At 59.4% G+C, this 15,193-nt stretch carries 14 protein-coding genes; 2 read left to right on the forward strand and 12 right to left on the reverse strand.

Annotated elements, in window-relative coordinates:
- Positions 1 to 11: 11 nt before the first annotated feature.
- Positions 12 to 971, reverse strand: coding sequence for a DUF1861 family protein (locus ELR57_RS04620; protein WP_126957707.1), 960 nt, complete (start codon positions 969 to 971; stop codon positions 12 to 14).
- A 210-nt stretch (positions 972 to 1,181) separates the two neighbouring features.
- Here ELR57_RS04620 and ELR57_RS04625 point away from each other — a divergent pair, with 210 nt between their 5' ends.
- Complete coding sequence (locus tag ELR57_RS04625) at positions 1,182 to 2,045, forward strand: helix-turn-helix domain-containing protein (protein WP_126957708.1); 864 nt, start codon at positions 1,182 to 1,184, stop codon at positions 2,043 to 2,045.
- A gap of 101 nt (positions 2,046 to 2,146) precedes the next feature.
- Here the strand turns inward: ELR57_RS04625 and phoU are convergent, their stop codons facing one another.
- From phoU to ELR57_RS04660, 7 genes are all read right to left on the reverse strand, one after another.
- Positions 2,147 to 2,806 carry a phosphate signaling complex protein PhoU gene (phoU, locus tag ELR57_RS04630; RefSeq protein ID WP_126957710.1) on the reverse strand — a complete coding sequence of 220 codons (660 nt, stop codon included), beginning with the start codon at positions 2,804 to 2,806 and terminating at the stop codon, positions 2,147 to 2,149.
- Positions 2,807 to 2,836: 30 nt separating this feature from the next.
- The gene (pstB, locus tag ELR57_RS04635) at positions 2,837 to 3,592 is read right to left on the reverse strand and encodes a phosphate ABC transporter ATP-binding protein PstB (protein WP_126957712.1); all 756 of its coding nucleotides are present in this window, start codon (positions 3,590 to 3,592) and stop codon (positions 2,837 to 2,839) included.
- Positions 3,593 to 3,616: 24 nt separating this feature from the next.
- Complete coding sequence (gene pstA / locus ELR57_RS04640) at positions 3,617 to 4,519, reverse strand: phosphate ABC transporter permease PstA (protein ID WP_370452203.1); 903 nt, start codon at positions 4,517 to 4,519, stop codon at positions 3,617 to 3,619.
- The gene (gene pstC, locus ELR57_RS04645) at positions 4,516 to 5,472 is read right to left on the reverse strand and encodes a phosphate ABC transporter permease subunit PstC (protein ID WP_126957714.1); all 957 of its coding nucleotides are present in this window, start codon (positions 5,470 to 5,472) and stop codon (positions 4,516 to 4,518) included. Before pstC ends, pstA begins: the two co-directional genes overlap by 4 nt.
- Positions 5,473 to 5,568: 96 nt before the next feature.
- Entirely contained in the window at positions 5,569 to 6,432 is an 864-nt protein-coding gene (locus ELR57_RS04650; RefSeq protein ID WP_126957716.1) for a phosphate ABC transporter substrate-binding protein, read from the reverse strand.
- A 62-nt stretch (positions 6,433 to 6,494) separates the two neighbouring features.
- Entirely contained in the window at positions 6,495 to 7,889 is a 1,395-nt protein-coding gene (locus ELR57_RS04655) for a stalk domain-containing protein (protein ID WP_126957718.1), read from the reverse strand.
- A gap of 451 nt (positions 7,890 to 8,340) precedes the next feature.
- Positions 8,341 to 9,150 (reverse strand): alpha/beta hydrolase, encoded by an 810-nt coding sequence (locus tag ELR57_RS04660; RefSeq protein WP_126957720.1) that lies wholly within the window; start codon positions 9,148 to 9,150, stop codon positions 8,341 to 8,343.
- A gap of 288 nt (positions 9,151 to 9,438) precedes the next feature.
- On the opposite strand from ELR57_RS04660, the gene ELR57_RS04665 reads away from it, so the two are divergent.
- Complete coding sequence (locus ELR57_RS04665) at positions 9,439 to 11,547, forward strand: beta-galactosidase (RefSeq protein ID WP_126957722.1); 2,109 nt, start codon at positions 9,439 to 9,441, stop codon at positions 11,545 to 11,547.
- On the opposite strand, the gene ELR57_RS04670 is transcribed toward ELR57_RS04665, so the two are convergent.
- The 4 genes from ELR57_RS04670 to thiM are packed head-to-tail and all read right to left on the reverse strand — an operon-like array spanning position 11,481 to position 15,169.
- Positions 11,481 to 12,827: a uracil-xanthine permease family protein gene (locus tag ELR57_RS04670; RefSeq protein WP_126957724.1), complete on the reverse strand. Its 1,347-nt coding sequence runs from the start codon at positions 12,825 to 12,827 to the stop codon at positions 11,481 to 11,483. The two genes, ELR57_RS04665 and ELR57_RS04670, sit on opposite strands and share 67 nt — an antisense overlap.
- A complete protein-coding gene (gene thiE, locus ELR57_RS04675) occupies positions 12,817 to 13,548 on the reverse strand; it encodes a thiamine phosphate synthase (protein WP_126957726.1) in 732 nt (243 codons plus the stop codon). Before thiE ends, ELR57_RS04670 begins: the two co-directional genes overlap by 11 nt.
- On the reverse strand, positions 13,545 to 14,360 hold the full coding sequence (thiD, locus tag ELR57_RS04680) for a bifunctional hydroxymethylpyrimidine kinase/phosphomethylpyrimidine kinase (protein ID WP_126957728.1): 816 nt from the start codon (positions 14,358 to 14,360) through the stop codon (positions 13,545 to 13,547). The genes thiE and thiD overlap by 4 nt, the downstream gene beginning before the upstream one ends.
- Positions 14,357 to 15,169 (reverse strand): hydroxyethylthiazole kinase, encoded by an 813-nt coding sequence (gene thiM / locus ELR57_RS04685; RefSeq protein WP_126957730.1) that lies wholly within the window; start codon positions 15,167 to 15,169, stop codon positions 14,357 to 14,359. Before thiM ends, thiD begins: the two co-directional genes overlap by 4 nt.
- Positions 15,170 to 15,193 lie beyond the last annotated feature (24 nt).

A 15,193-nucleotide genomic window follows, 5' to 3' on the forward strand; every position in this document is an offset into this window, starting at 1 on the left:
GCCGTCAGGCGCTACATCCTGGATACGATCCGCCCATGTCCCTCGAAAGGATAATCGATCACGATTCTACCGGCTTCCGTATCTCCGATACCGCTGTACAGATCGCATTTTCCGTCATCGCGCATGACGATGCCGGAGGTGAATGCGCAATCGGTCAAATCCGTTTTCTTGGCCGGGCCATCCGGATAGCTGGAGCGAGTACCGATGATTCGCTGATCCAAAGCTTCATGCTTGTCCACGTCCAGAACGAAGGAAAGGTTCATGTAGACCTGCTTCAATAGGCCGTCCTTTCCGATGGTTTTATAGCAGATGTGGCCTATGACGCCTATCTTGCCGCTATCCAAATAGTAAGCTTGATTGCAGCCCCCCCATTCGTCTTTTCCGAACAGGTTCGGAATGTAGGGCGCATTCTCGACCGTCTCCGCCGTTAACTCGTCGAGGCTATCAATGATAGTAAAGCCGATCATGGATTCGCTCCCGTACCTTTTGCGCACGTCTTCGCCCCGCGGCCTGGAGAATACGCCGATACGTCCGCCATCCATCTCGACCAGCCGGATATCTTTCATATACTCGGGACCGGTCGTGAAATAATACAGGTCGTGCACGTTCGTGCCCCGATAGAAGTAACCGAAGTACGTGTCCACATGGCCCTGCTTGTATCTCACATGCGTACCGCCCATGACCAGCGTCTCTCCGATAATGCTTACATACGGGTCCTCCAATTGATAGATCATCGAGCCGGGCACAAGCGACCACTCATCCTGCCCGGTCTTCTCGAACAGCCGAACCCATGAACGCGCCCATTCCTCGCGCCGTTCTACCCGGCCGAAGATATAATCCTTCCCTTGCCAATGGAACGGAACGGATACGTTGTAGACGTCGAACCCGTCCACGCCGCGAAAAGCAAGCTTTGCGCTTTCGTAAACGCGCATGTTCAAATCGAATTGCTCTCTCTTCTGGACCAATAGCATAGATTTCATCCCCTTGGCAGTCATGGTTTGATAGCGCTTATTCTACCATTGACAAACCCTGCCATCTTCTCGTTTTTTCACATAGGACTACGCTATTTTTGCATCTCTTCTAAAAGCGAACGGATTTTTCTTGAAAATAATACGAATATTCTTCTATCGCCTTGCTTTGAAATATGGTATTTTGATGTCAAAGGGAGGCGAACCTTTCCAATGGATATCTCCTTGCTTAGAGCGGAGCTCGGAATCGACCCGGAAGCGGAAGGCCACTACCGGGATATCTCCGGCATTGGGAATACGTCGGGGATTCACACCCATGACTTCTATGAATTTTTCCTGATCGTGGAAGGTGCCGCTAACCACTGCGTAAACGGGAACAAGGAAACGATAAGGGAAGGCGCGCTCGTGTTCATGCGCCCCCATGATATTCATTATTACGAACAACTTCCGGGTAACGATTGCCGGCTGATCAATCTCTCTTTTTACGAGCATACGTTGACGGAACTATTCGCCTACCTCGGCGAGGGATTTCCTAAGGATGCGTTTCTCGATAGCCCGGATCCCATCACCGTTCAGCTGTCCCGTCAAGAAAAGCGGATGCTGCAAGAACGGCTGGAGAAACTGATTCGGATACCGCAACAGGAGAAACAACGTTTTCGTACGGAGCTGCGCTCGGTCCTCGCCGAAGTGTACAGTCGCTTCCTGATGCATTCCGTCGTGCCGGAGCATGACGCCAAGCCAAAGTGGTTCGCGAATCTTTGCGCGGAAATGAAGAACCCGGAACGCTTCCTCGAGGGTCTTCCGGCCATGGTTCGGCTATCCGGCAAATCCCATGCTCACTTGTGCCGTTTATTCAAGAAGTGGGAAAATCAAACTCCTCAAGCCTATTTGAACCTGGCGAAGCTGCAATACGCCGAGAACCTGCTGCTCCACTCGGACCGGAGCGTGCTCGACATCGCCTTGGAAGCGGGCTTTGGCAACCTGGGGCATTTTTACAAGTCTTTCAAAGCGTTATTCGGCAGTACGCCGCAGAAGCATCGCAAGCTCCATCAAGCGAGGCTTGCTCCGCTGGTGTGATCTTTCCCATGCGAAAAGACCGCCCCGAAGGGCGGCCTCCATGCCAATCCAATCCAAATCAAGCCAGTCCATATCGCCTATTCGTCATCCAACCTATCTATTCAAGCATTCAGATCGGGGCGGGAACCTGTGACCAAGTACACGGTGCTCTCGCCGATGTTCGTCGCGTGGTCGGCGATTCTCTCGTAGTAGCGGCCGACGAAGCTGAGCAGCGTCGCCTGCGGAATCGTCTTCGGGTTCTCGACCATGATCGTCAGCAGCTCGCGGATGATCTGGCTGTACAGCGCGTCGACCAGATCGTCGTCCTTGCCCATCTTGTACGCGAGATCGACGTTCTCGTCCGTGTACGATTGCACCGATTCGGAGATCATCATGCGAACCGTGTCCGCCATTCTCGGCAGATCGATCAACGGCTTGATCAACGTCTGGCCTTCCAGCCGAAGGACGACCTTCGCGACGTCGACGGACAGGTCTCCCATTCTTTCCAGGTCCGAGGAGATCTTGAAAGCCGCCAGAATGCGGCGCAGATCCTTCGCCACCGGCTGCTGGGTCGCGATCAGCCGGGAACCGAGCTCCGTCACCCGCTCCTCCAGCTGATTGAGCTCCAAGTCCTCCTTCACGATCCTTCTGGCCTTGATTGCGTTAAGGTTAACCAGCGCATCCGTCGCGTCGACCAGCGCTTTCTCTACGCGTCCGCCCATATCTCCCAGCAGAACTTGCATCTCCTGCAGGCCGCGATCGAACTCTCTTCTCACCGTCATGCCAAGTCCCCTCTCCCGTCCGGCCTTCGCTTAGCCGAACCTTCCGCTGATATAGTCTTCCGTCCGCTGATCCGACGGATCGGAGAACAGCTTCTCGGTCTCCGAATATTCAACGACTTCCCCGTTCAGGAAAAACACGGTCTGATGGGACACTCGGGCCGCTTGATGCATGTTGTGGGTCACCATGACGATCGTGTACTTGTCCTTGAGCTCCTGCGCAAGCTCCTCGATCTTAAGCGTGGAGATCGGATCGAGCGCCGAGGTCGCTTCGTCCATGAGCAGCACGTCCGGCTCGACCGCCAAGGCGCGGGCGATGCACAAACGCTGCTGCTGGCCGCCCGAGATGCTGAGCGCGGATCTCTTCAGATGATCCTTCACTTCATCCCACAGCGCCGCCGCCCGAAGGCTCGATTCGACGATCTCGTCCAGCTGCTTCTTCCCGCGAACGCCGTGCAGCCTCGGTCCGTAGGCCACGTTGTCATAGATCGACTTGGGAAAAGGATTCGGCTGCTGGAACACCATGCCTACCTTCTTGCGAAGCGTCTCCACGTGTACTTCGCCGGAGTAGATGTCCGTTCCTCCTACCGCGATCTTGCCTTCGATTCTCGTTCCCGGAATCATGTCGTTCATCCGGTTGAGCGTGCGCAGCAGAGTGGACTTCCCGCAGCCGGACGGGCCGATGAACGCCGTGATCGCGCGCTGCGGAATTTCCATCGATACATTCTTAAGTGCTTGAAACGTTCCGTAGAACAGGTTCAGCTTATCGATCTCAATAAGAGCCTTCAAAGAGATTCCTCCCGTGGTTGCTAGCTATTTGGTCTTGCGTGAATTCAGCCACAGCGGCACGCGGAACACCAGATTGATCATCAGCACGATGAAGATCAGCACGGAAGTCGCCTTCTGCGCGATCTCCTGGGCATCCGGCACGATCGCCTCGGATTGCACGTACCAGAGATGGACCGCAAGCGTCTCGCCCGGCGAGGTCAAGTTGAAGTCCCACATGACTCCGGAAGTCGTCACGCCGGCCGTCAGGATGATGACGGCGCTCTCGCCGAAGGCGCGTCCCGCGGTCAAGCAGATTCCTGTGATCAAGCCGTTTAGCGCGACGGGAACGAGCACCTTGCGGATCGTCTGGAGATGCGTAGAGCCCAACGCGAACGACGCGTTCTTCATCTCGACCGGGACCGCGCGGATCGATTCCTCCGTGATCCGGGTCAGCATCGGCAGATTGAGGAACGCAAGGCTGATCGCCCCGCCGATAATGGTGAGGCCGATGTGGAACGTCTCGACGAACAGCGCGATCCCGAACAGGCCGAAGATGATCGACGGCACCGAGGACAAGCCTTCCACGCAGATTCGAACGAAGCCGATCAGCTTGTTGTTCGGAGCGAATTCCGCCAGGTAGATGCCGGCGGCAAGGCCGATCGGAATCGAGATGATGAGCGAGATGGCAAGCAGATAGAAGGAATTGAACAGGGCCGGACCGATGCCGCCCCCTTCTTCGATCTCGCTCGGAATGCTGTAGAGGAAGCTCCAGGTCAGCTTAGGCAAGCCGTTCTTGAGCAGCATGAAGAGAAGGCCGACGATAAAAAGAATAACGAGGACGCCGATGCCCCAGACAAGAGCGGTGAAGATTCGGTCGAATACAGCCGAGGAGCCGTTTCTCTTCCCGAAGGAATAGGAAGCGTCGGAACGGGACGTATCGTTCATCATTCACGGACTCCTTTCTTCTGAAGGAAACGAACCGCCACGATCATAACCAAGGAAATGACGAGCAGCAGGAAGCCCATCATATAGAGCGCGTAGTTCCAGGTGGAATCGAACTCGACGCTGGAGATCTGCATGACGATGTTGCTCGTCAGCACGGCCGTAGGCTTGAATAGACCGTCGGCGATCTGCGCCGTGTTGCCGATGACCATGACCACGGCCATCGTCTCGCCGATCGCGCGGGCCATGCCCAGAATGACGGCGTACAGAATGCCCCGGCTGGCTGCAGGGAGCACGACGCGGAAGATCGTCTGGAAGCGGTTGGAGCCGAGCGCGTAGGAAGCGTCGCGATACTTCTTCGGGACGGCCGTGATGGCGTCGTCGCTGATGCGGCTGATCGTCGGAAGCACCATGATGGTCAGGACGATCGCGGCGGCGAGCAGCCCGTCGGCAAGGTCCCGGCCGGTGATCTCGCGAAGCCAAGGGATCAGTACCGTGAGGCCCAGATAACCGTAGACAACGGATGGAATGCCGACCAGAAGATCGAGCACGGGACGAAGCAGGTTGCGAAGCCACTTCGGGGTCACTTCGGCGAGGAAGATCGCGATCAGCACCGAGAACGGAACGGAGATCACGAGGGTCAACGCCGTAAGGGCAACGGTTCCGAAAATGAACAGCAGCGCGCCGTAGTGCCCGTTCTCCGGATCCCAGTCGGTCGAGAAGAAGAACTCCTTGAAGCTCACTTCCTGGAAAGTGAGAATGCCGGTGCGGAACATGAGGAAAAGAATGCCGAACAGCACCAGGCACACGAACACGGCGGCGGCGATGCAGGCGATCCGAAACGCGGAATTCGTCCATCTAAGCCGGGCTCTGCGGTCGAACGACGGCCCGGAGCCTGTCATAATGCTCTTGCCCAGTTCCGCGGAAGCGGACTGGACAGTCGAATTCATCTCGATCATCGAGAGATGATCTCCTCTCATAAGGAGAAGCCAGCTCTCTTCGCCGAGGCGCGGAAGCTGGCTGTCTCTTTGATTATTGGCTGCGCGAATCAGGGATTACTTCAGGTTCTTGACGGAAGCCAGCGGAATGAACTTCAGCTTCTTCAGGGAACCGTTCTGGAACGTGTTGCTTTGGATGTAATCGATGAACGCCTTCGTTGCTCCCGTCGGCTTGCCCTTCGTCATGAAGTAGCCGATGCCCCAAACCTTGTACTTGCCGTTCAGAACATTCGCTTCGGTCGGAGCTACGCCGTTGATGCTGAGCGCCTTCATCTTGCTCGTGACGTACGGAAGGTCGATATAGCCGATCGCGTTAGGCGTCGTTTCGATCGTCGTCTTCATGTCGCCGGAGGAGCCGACTTCCTTGTAGTTGTCGCCCTTGCTCATGAAGTCCTTGCCTTCCAGAGCCTTCAGCTGGAAGTTAACGCGCGTGCCGGAACCGAACTTGCGGTTGACGACGACGATGTCCGCGTCATCTCCGCCTACGTCCTTCCAGTTCGTGACTTTGCCGGAGAAGATGTCTTGGAGCTGCTTCGTCGTCAGGCTGTTCACCTTGACGTTCGTGTTGGCGATAGCCGTGAATACCGTAACCGCTACCGGGTTCGCCACTTGACCGTCGAACTTCTTAAAGCCCGGAACGTCCATGGAAGCATCCCAGTCGACGGCGCCGATGTCGGCGATGCCCTTGCGTACCGCTTGAGGACCCGTGATCGAGCCGGCTGCGGAAGCGGAGATTTTAACCTTCGGGTTGAGCCTCTTGAATTCGCTGGCCGCTTGAAGCGTCAGCGGAAGCAGAGCGGAAGAGCCGTTGATGACGATCTTGCCTTTGAGGGTGCTTGCCGCGGAAGCCGCCGAGCTGACCCCGCCGATAAGGGATACCGCAAGAGCGACTGCGGTAAGGGATTTGATCCATTTTTTCATGGAAAATAGACTCCTCTCATGTCGAGCGAATGAATAATTGCGAATGCTAGCTTACCGAACTCTTACTTGGTGACTGCCGTCCAGCCGTTGCCGTTTCTTACGAGAATCTGGCCGTCGCGTACGACCGCGATGCCGGATTCCGATACGACGATGGCGGAGACGTCTGCCGATACCGTGTACAGCTGCGTCGCGGCGCCAGTCGTGGACACCTCGTAGATTCCGTTCTCCGTATCGCTGTTCGCTGCCAGAACGTAGAGCTTGCCGCCGGACAGCACCGTGTCGATGACGTCATGCGCGTTGTACAGATTCTTGGACGCGCCGTCTGCCGCTACGCCTACCAGAACCGCGTTGGCATTCTCGTCCGCGATGCTGACATAAGCTGCGCTTGCTCCGTCGACGGAAGAGATGAACACTTTGTCGTCGGTTTCCTTCGTCAGTTGGACCGGCTTGGCATCCTTGACCGAGGAATCGAAGGAGAAGAGTTGGATTTGGTTCGCCGAGTAATCGATGTCGACTTTGTCTTCGTCCACATTCGTCGAATCCGCCGTTACCTTGCCGAGCGTCGTGACCGCATATACGAACTTCGATCCGTCTGCGGAGACGTTCAGGCTGGACTTATAATCCACCTTGTCGTCCAGGATCTTCGCGATCTCGCCGGTAGCGACGTTGATCTTGGCAATGACGGAGCCCTTGTCGCCCTGGAGGAAGTAGACCGTGCCGCTGTCCGGGGACCAGACAAGCTCGGGCTTGATGTTATTGTCACTGGAGAGCTTGCTGACGACCTTCGTCGAGAGATCGATCAGGTAGAGCAGGCCTTCGTTGTCGGAGAAGATCGCTTTCTTGCCGTTCGGAGCAACGACCAGATCCGACTTGTCGGTGGAGGTCAGCAGCACTTCGCTCTTGCCGTTCTTGGTGTCGACCAGGTAATCCGTGCGTCCGGATTCTTGAACCGTGGACACCAGCAGCTTGCTTGCGCTTACGAAGCGAGGGTTCTCTGCCCCTTCAACCAGCTTCACTGTGGACACGGAGATTTGGCCGTCGCTGAGAGCAACCGTTCCGCCCAGACCCGCGATGAAAGGACGAAGAGCGATGTAGGTCGAGCCGTTCACGAGCTGGATCGGCTGCTTCAGGCTTACTGACGCGCCGTCAGCCGTCAGCTGCTTCTCGTTCAGCTTCACGACGACCGTATGTCCGTTCAGCGTTACCGTAAGAGCGCCGTTATGTACCGCGATGTTCGCGCCGATCGATTGAGCCAGATCGCGAACCGATACGAGCGTCTCGCCGTTCTTCGTCACTACGCGGAATGCGACGGCGTTGCCGTTGACCGCGAAGGTCGACTGCGTCACTTGGACGGCTGCGACTGTCTTCGCGACAGGAGCTGCCGACGCTGCGCTGACGATCGACGTTCCCACGACTGCGGCTACTACGGATGCTGCTAATGCTTTTCTCATCACCATTGGCTCGGTCACCCTTCTTTGTCTCTCAAATTGGTCTATCCGCTTGCATTCCCAACCCTTGTCAAACGCTTTACATTCGTCATTATAAGAAGCATTTGTAAAGTCAATTTCCGCCGAATATTATCCAATTGTTAAAATTTTCTTTTGTTTGCAATTGAACGGAGTTTAAAGAGCGGAACAGATGAACAGAGCTTCGGAGTCGACTTTTGGAGGCGGGTTAGTCAAAAGACCGCCGCGCACAACGCGGGACGGTCTCACTGCGTAACAACGAGCTTGCCTGACCCGGATTGCCGGCTTGATCCCGGAGTCTTCTCCTTACCGCGTCTTTGTTTCGCGTTTTTTGACGCCTAATCCAAACGTACCGGACCCGGTCCGTTAAATAATAGAAAGGCCCGACTTCGCGAAGAGTCGGGCCTTTCTATTGATTAGCAGGCTATTTAACTTTAACCGATTAACCGTTGCTCGCGAACCCTTGCATTCTTAGCCAAGAAGCGCAAGCCGACGACCACTCGTTCGTATGCTCGATATCCGCGCCCAAGCCGACGCCGTGATGGCCCTTCTGATAGATATGCAGATCGAAAGGCACCTTGTGGCGGCTTAAGGCGGCCGCGAAGGCGAGGCTGTTCTCCGGAGGCACGTAACCGTCTTCCGCGGTATGCCACAGGAACGTCGGTGGCGTCTTCGCCGTGACCCGATTTTCCGTGCTTAAGAACTCGACCTGCTCCGGGTCCGGGTTCTCGCCCAGCAGGTGCAGACGCGAGCCTTCGTGCGTATACGGATCCTTCAGCGTGATGACCGGGTAGCACAGGATCGCGAGGTCCGGTCTGGCGGAGATCGTCCGGTCCAGCTCGTCCTTCGGCACGCCTAGCTCCTCTTCGAACAGGGTCGCCGCCGTTGATGCGAGATGGCCTCCGGCCGAGAACCCGAGAACGCCGATCCGGTTCGGATCGACGGAGAAGCGCTCCGCGTTCGCCCGTACCGTGCGGATCGCCCGCTGAACGTCCAGCAAGGCGCTCGGATATCGATAAGGAGAGACGCGATAGCGAAGCCTAAAAGCCGAGATGCCGATCGAATTCAGCCATCTGGCGATCGCATCCCCTTCGTGGTCTTCCGCCCGCATGACGTAGCCCCCGCCCGGAATCACGATAACGGCCGCGCGGGAATCTCCATCGAGAAGATAAGGGAAAAGCGCGGGGCAGTCCTCGTCCGTGCTTCCTTGCGCCAGCGGCGCTCCTTCCGGCCATAGCAACAATGGTTCCAATGTAATCCCTTCCTCTGCCCAGGATTTCGTTTGTCTCTGAAATCATATCATAGGCTCCTCTTACAGGGTAGCGTTTTCATAGGGCCGCAGAAGAGAAGGGCCATCTCGTCAGCCGACATCGGCTGATGAAATGGCCCTGTGCCGGGGGTCAGCTTCTCTCCGTCCATGACCGGCATCACGATTTCGGTCAAGACGTCACGTGAAGGTTATATACAACGCGAAGCGGCGGTTCTACAATTAAGGAAGGTATTGGGCAACTATTCCGTGCGGCAAAAGGGGAGTCCGAAGATGGCGATGAGGCTGGAGGAAGATCGGTTCTTGTTGGGCGTTTGTTATTATCCCGAGCAATGGAACGAGACCATGTGGGACGATGACTTTCGGAGAATGCGGGAAATGAACTTCTCCGTCGTGAGGATGGCGGAGTTCGCTTGGTCGATATTCGAACCGGAGGAAGGAAGCTTCCGGTTCGGCCTCTTCGATCGGGCGATGGACGCGGCGCATAGGCATGGACTCAAGGTCATTCTCGGGACGCCAACGGCGACCCCGCCGGCGTGGCTGACGGCTAAATATCCCGAGGTGCTGAACGTCACCTTCGAAGGCGTCGTGCTGCAGCACGGGTTAAGGCGACATTACAACTACAGCAGCCCGAAGTATCGGGAGCTCTGCTCCCGGATCACCCGCGAGATGGCTCTGCACTACAAGGATCATCCCGCCGTCATCGGCTGGCAGATCGACAACGAGTTCAACTGCGAGATCTCGGAGTTCTACTCCGAGGCGGATCATCTGGCTTTCCGAAGCTGGCTGCAGGAGAAATACGGATCCCTTGACCGTCTGAACGAAGCGTGGGGAGCCGTCTTCTGGAACCAGACCTATTCCGGCTGGGAACAGGTTCACCTGACGCGGCCGACTCCTTCTCCCCGGCAGCCGAACCCTCACCAGCTGCTGGACGAGAAACGGTTCATCTCCGACAACGCGATCTCCTTCGCCAAGGTTCAAGCCGACATCCTGCGCGAGCTGGCGCCGAAGCAGTTCGTGACGACAAACGGCCTGTTCGGCCATCTGGACAGCCACCGGATGACGGACGAGCTGCTGGATTTCTTCAGCTATGATTCCTACCCTCAGTTCTCGACGATCACCGAACGCGAGCAAGAGGAGTCTCCGCTGCTCGATCGAAGCTGGAGCCTGAACCTGAGCGCCGTGCGCTCGATCTCCCCCAACTTCTGCGTCATGGAGCAGCAGTCCGGTCCCGGAGGTTGGGTGAACCGGATGGACATGCCTTCCCCAAAGCCGGGCCAGATGCGGCTGTGGACGTATCAATCGATCGCCCATGGAGCCGACATGCTGCTCTACTTCCGCTGGAGAACGGCCGTCTTCGGCAATGAGATCTACTGGCATGGCATCAACGACTATCATAACCGGCCGAACCGCCGCGTTCGGGAAGCGGCGCAAGTCGGCGAGGAATTGTCGCGGGTAGGCAAGCGTTTCCTAGGAAGCCGTTTTCAAGCGGAGATCGCGATCGTTCGGGATTACGAGAACGAATGGGACGGCGAATACGACGTCTGGCACGGACCGTTCGGTTGGGAGAGCGGCACCGCCTGGTTCAAGGCGCTGACCCGCCGGCACCTTCCAAGCGACGTCCTCTACCTGCGCGAGACGACGCGGCTGGACGATCTTCGCCGTTATCGCATGCTCGTCTATCCTCATCCGGCGATCATGCGCCGGGAGACCGCGGAGCTGCTGGAGCAATACGTTGCGGAAGGCGGCGTCGTCATCTTCGGCTGCCGAACGGGGTACAAGGATGAGCGAGGCCATTGCTACATGGAGCCGTTCCCGGGCAAAGCGGCCAAGCTGTGCGGCATCTCCGTGGAGGAATTCACGATGGTTAAGGGAACACGCGCCCCGACGTTCCTGACGTGGAACGGCGATCCGGGCTCGCGAATCCCCGCCCTGCGATTTAACGACGTGCTTGCGGTAGAGTCGGACACCGCCGAAGTGATGGCCGTCTACGCGTCGGATTATTACGCCGGCAAGCCCGCCGTCACCCGCAACCGCTTCGGCGCGGGCGAGGCTTGGTATTACGGCGCGGTTTTCCACGAGCAGGCGGCGGCAAGGATCATCGAGCTGCTCGGCCTGCGCTCTCCCGCGAACGGATGGATGAAGCTTCCGGAGAGCGTCGAGCTGGCGATACGCGGCTCTGCCGAGGCGAATGGCAACGACTCGGATGGCCGGCCTGGAGCTCCCGCGACGGCCTTCTTGCTCAACTACGAGGAAAAGCCCGCCAAGCTGACGTTCCTCCGTCCGACGGAGGAGCTGCTTAGCGGGCAAGTGCTTCAAGGAGAGGTCGAGCTGGAAGGGTTCGGCGTGCTGCTTTTGCGCTCGCCGGAAGACGGCGAGTAAGAACGGCCGAAGCGGCGAGGAAGCTGCACGAGCGCTCCTTGCAGAAGCAGGACGCTGAGTGCCCCGACCAGAATCGAATTGGAGAACAGAGTCCCCCAGAAGCCGGACAGACCGGACAGGTTGCCGGGCAGCGCGACCGCCAAGAGGACCGAGACGCCGACGACCGTGAAGTTGGCCTCGGTCTTCTCCATTCTCATCAGCAGGGAGATGCCCGAGGTGAACAGCCCGGCCGCGGCGGGCAGGAACAGCCCTCCGATCACGGCTCCCGGCGTCAGCGCCAGAAGCGCTCCCGCTTTCGGAACGAAGCCCAGCACGAGAAGCAAGCCGCCCGCCCAGATGATCGGGTAGCGGGACCCCGAGCGGGTAAGCCGGAGCAAGCCCACGTTCTGCGCGTATGCGGTGGTCGGCAGGCCGCCTATTACCGCGGACAACAGCGAGCCGGAAGCTTCCCCGGCGAAGCCGCGCCGCAGCGTTCGGTCGTCGAGCTTGATATCCGCGATTTCCGCGGCGGCTTGATAGACGCCCATCGCTTCCATGATCGCGGCTAAGTAGGCAACCATGAATGCCAGGATGACGGCGCCGTGCCACTCCAATCCTCCGTAAGGCAGAAGCTCCGGCCAGCCGAACCAGTCCGCTTCGCGCACGCTGCCCCAATCGAGCCCGACCAGCAGCGATGCCGCCATGTCGCCGGCGAGCAGGCCGAAGAGGAAGGCGAACCTTCGCCACAGCCCTCGGCCGAACAAGGACAGAGCCAAGACGACGAGAGCCGTCCCGATCGACAGCGTCAGCGTCTGCGGTGCCAGATACGCGGCGTCTCCCTCGCCGCCGCCGAGAAATTCGAGCAGCGTGAACTGGGAGAGAACGATGCCGACGATGCAGATAACCGTGCCGGATACGGCGGGCGTGAACCACCTGCCGAGCTTGCCGATGACTCCCGTAATGGAGAGCAGCAGCGCGACGGCCGCGCTGACGAGAATGCCTCCGGAGGCGGCGGCCATCCCCTGCGTCTTCGCCGTCGAGATCATGAGGGCGTCGAAGGAAGCGGACGGCCCCTGCACGATCGGCAGCCTGGCAAGCCGAGTCGCCTGCAGCAGCGTCACGAAGCCCGCCGCCGCGAAGACGGCGTTGATGAGGTTCGATGCGGCAAGCGGAGCCATCCCGATCATCGCCGCGATGAAGAGCGGGTCCAGCCAGACGTTCGAGACGAAGACGTGTTGAAGGCCTAGCAGCAGTCCCTGACCGCCTCCTACCTTCTGTTCGACCTGAAGCTTATCGTCCATCGGCTTCGCTTCCCTTCTCGCCGGAAACCGGCGCGCTGGCGGCGGTTTCGCCTCTTAAGGCCGCTTCCACCGCCTCGCTCAAACGGTGTGCCGCTAGACGCGGAGATGGAGCCATCGAGATGGCCGTGATGACGGATACCCCGTCGGCCCCGGCTTGCACGACCTCGCCGGCGTTCGCTTCCGAGATGCCCCCGATGCCGACGATCGGCAGCCGGATGCCGTTCTCCCTCATCCGGCGAATCGCTTGCGGCCCGGAAGCCGCTTTGGCGTCCTCCTTCGTTCGGGTGGCGTAGAGCGGACCGACGCCCAGATAATCGGCTCCCGCGCGGACAGCCGCTTCGGCTTCTCTCTCGTCATAAGCGGATACGCCGAGCAGCCTGCTCCCGATCCTCGCCCGGACGGAGGAAGCGAGCTCGTCCTCCTGGCCGACATGTACGCCGTCGGCGTCCACTTCGAGCGCCAGGACGACGTCGTCGTTCACGAGGAACGGGACCCCCTTCTCCCGGCATAGGAGCCGCAGCTTCCAGGCAAGTTCCGTTCGCTCGGCGCCTTGAAGAGCGCCCGTCCCCTTCTCCCGGAATTGGAACATCGTCGCTCCTCCGCGAATCGCTTCTTGCAGAATCTCCTCCGGCTTGCCCCCTGCCGGGACATTGTTACTGCCCATTATGAAGTAGGCGCGCAGCGCGCGGCGCACGTTCTCCTCGTTCCAGCCGCTCGTCATCGTGCCGTCCTCCTCCTATCGCCGTATGCCCAGTGATTCGTTGGCCCATGCCCTTGACCGAGCTCCAGCGACTGCTCGATGGCGGCTTGAATGAACGCCTTGGCGACTTCGACCGCCTGCGGAACCGAGCTTCCCTTGGCGAGCTCCGCCGTCAAGGCGGCCGCGAACGTGCAGCCGGTGCCGTGCGTGTGGCGGGTCGTCACCCGAAGGCCTTCGAACTCGAAGAAGCCGGTTCCGTCGTACAGCAGGTCGACGGAGCGTCCTGCCTTCGACTCGTCATGCCCTCCCTTAAGCACGACATGCCGGACGCCGAGGTCGGCCAGCCGACGCGCCGCTTCCCGGCGCGAGTCCATGCCGCCGATTGCCAGGCCCGTCAGCTTCTCGGCCTCCGGCACGTTCGGCGTGACGACGATGGCGAGCGGCAGCAGCTCCCGCTTCAACGCTTGAACGGCCTGCTCCTGAAGCAAGGCGGATCCGCCCTTCGCGATCATGACCGGATCGACGACGACCCGGCTCCAGCCTTGCCGGCGAATCTCTTCCGCGACGGCAGCGATGATCTCGCCGCTGAACAGCATCCCGGTCTTCACGGCGTCAGCCCCCAGATCGTCGCCGACCGCCGCGATCTGGGAGCGAACGGCTTCCGCCGGCAGCGGGTAGATGTCTCGCACGCCGATCGTGTTCTGGGACGTCACGGCCGTAAGGGCGGACATGCCGAACACCCGCAGCTCCTGGAACGTCTTGAGGTCCGCTTGGATGCCCGCTCCGCCGCCGCTGTCCGATCCCGCGATCGTGAGCGCTCTCGCGATCTTCATCCTTCGATCGCCTCCACTTGGCCTAGCCGCGCGATATCGTCCGCCGAGACGCTCGACAGCTTGTTCAGGAACGCGATCTGGAAGCTTCCCGGACCCTGCTCCCTCGTGCTCTCGGCCGCCAGCTCGGCCGCCACTCCATATGCGGCGACCGCCGCGACGGACGCGAAGAGAGGATCCGATTCCACGGCGGCGAATGCGCCGACGACCGATGTGAGCAGGCAGCCCGTCCCGGTCACCCGGGTAAGGATCGCGTCGCCGTTGCGCACGCCGTATGTTCTCTCTCCGTCCGAGACGAAGTCGGTCGCTCCCGTGATGACGACGACGCAGCCAAGTTTCCTAGCGGCCTCCCGAGCCAGCGAGCCGACGTCGCCGCCGCCCGCTCCGGCGTCGACGCCGCGAATGGCCCATTCCTGCCCGATAACGTTCGATACCTCAGCGGCGTTGCCCCGAACGATCGCGATCTTCAGCTCGGCCAGCAGGCTTCTCGCCGTCTCTGTCCGGTAAGCGGACGCTCCCGCCCCGACCGGATCGAGCACGATCGGAACGCCGCTAGCGTTCGCTGCGCGGCCGGCGAGCTTCATCGCTTCGACCTCGACCTCGTTCAACGTTCCGATGTTCAGGACGAGCGCCCCGGCGATCGCCGCGATGTCGGCGACCTCCTGCTTGGCATAGGCCATGACGGGCGAAGCGCCCAAGGCCAGAAGCCCGTTCGCCGTGAAGTTCGTGACGACGACGTTCATGATGTTGTGGATGAGCGGATTGCGCTCCCGCACCTCTTGCAGCAAGCTAGCAACCGTTTGATTTTTCATTCGATTCGCCTTCCTTATCCTTGA

It is taken from the genome of Cohnella sp. AR92 (assembly GCF_003990975.1).
Classification (GTDB): Bacteria; Bacillota; Bacilli; order Paenibacillales; family Paenibacillaceae; genus Cohnella.

Coding starts and splice junctions, on each gene's coding strand:
- ELR57_RS04620 (WP_126957707.1), bottom strand. CDS start 971: ATGCTATTGGTCCAGAAGAGAGAGCAATTCGATTTGAACATGCGCGTT.
- ELR57_RS04625 (WP_126957708.1), top strand. CDS start 1,182: ATGGATATCTCCTTGCTTAGAGCGGAGCTCGGAATCGACCCGGAAGCG.
- phoU (WP_126957710.1), bottom strand. CDS start 2,806: ATGACGGTGAGAAGAGAGTTCGATCGCGGCCTGCAGGAGATGCAAGTT.
- pstA (WP_370452203.1), bottom strand. CDS start 4,519: ATGATGAACGATACGTCCCGTTCCGACGCTTCCTATTCCTTCGGGAAG.
- pstC (WP_126957714.1), bottom strand. CDS start 5,472: ATGATCGAGATGAATTCGACTGTCCAGTCCGCTTCCGCGGAACTGGGC.
- ELR57_RS04650 (WP_126957716.1), bottom strand. CDS start 6,432: ATGAAAAAATGGATCAAATCCCTTACCGCAGTCGCTCTTGCGGTATCC.
- ELR57_RS04655 (WP_126957718.1), bottom strand. CDS start 7,889: ATGGTGATGAGAAAAGCATTAGCAGCATCCGTAGTAGCCGCAGTCGTG.
- ELR57_RS04665 (WP_126957722.1), top strand. CDS start 9,439: ATGGCGATGAGGCTGGAGGAAGATCGGTTCTTGTTGGGCGTTTGTTAT.
- ELR57_RS04670 (WP_126957724.1), bottom strand. CDS start 12,827: ATGGACGATAAGCTTCAGGTCGAACAGAAGGTAGGAGGCGGTCAGGGA.
- thiE (WP_126957726.1), bottom strand. CDS start 13,548: ATGACGAGCGGCTGGAACGAGGAGAACGTGCGCCGCGCGCTGCGCGCC.
- thiD (WP_126957728.1), bottom strand. CDS start 14,360: ATGAAGATCGCGAGAGCGCTCACGATCGCGGGATCGGACAGCGGCGGC.
- thiM (WP_126957730.1), bottom strand. CDS start 15,169: ATGAAAAATCAAACGGTTGCTAGCTTGCTGCAAGAGGTGCGGGAGCGC.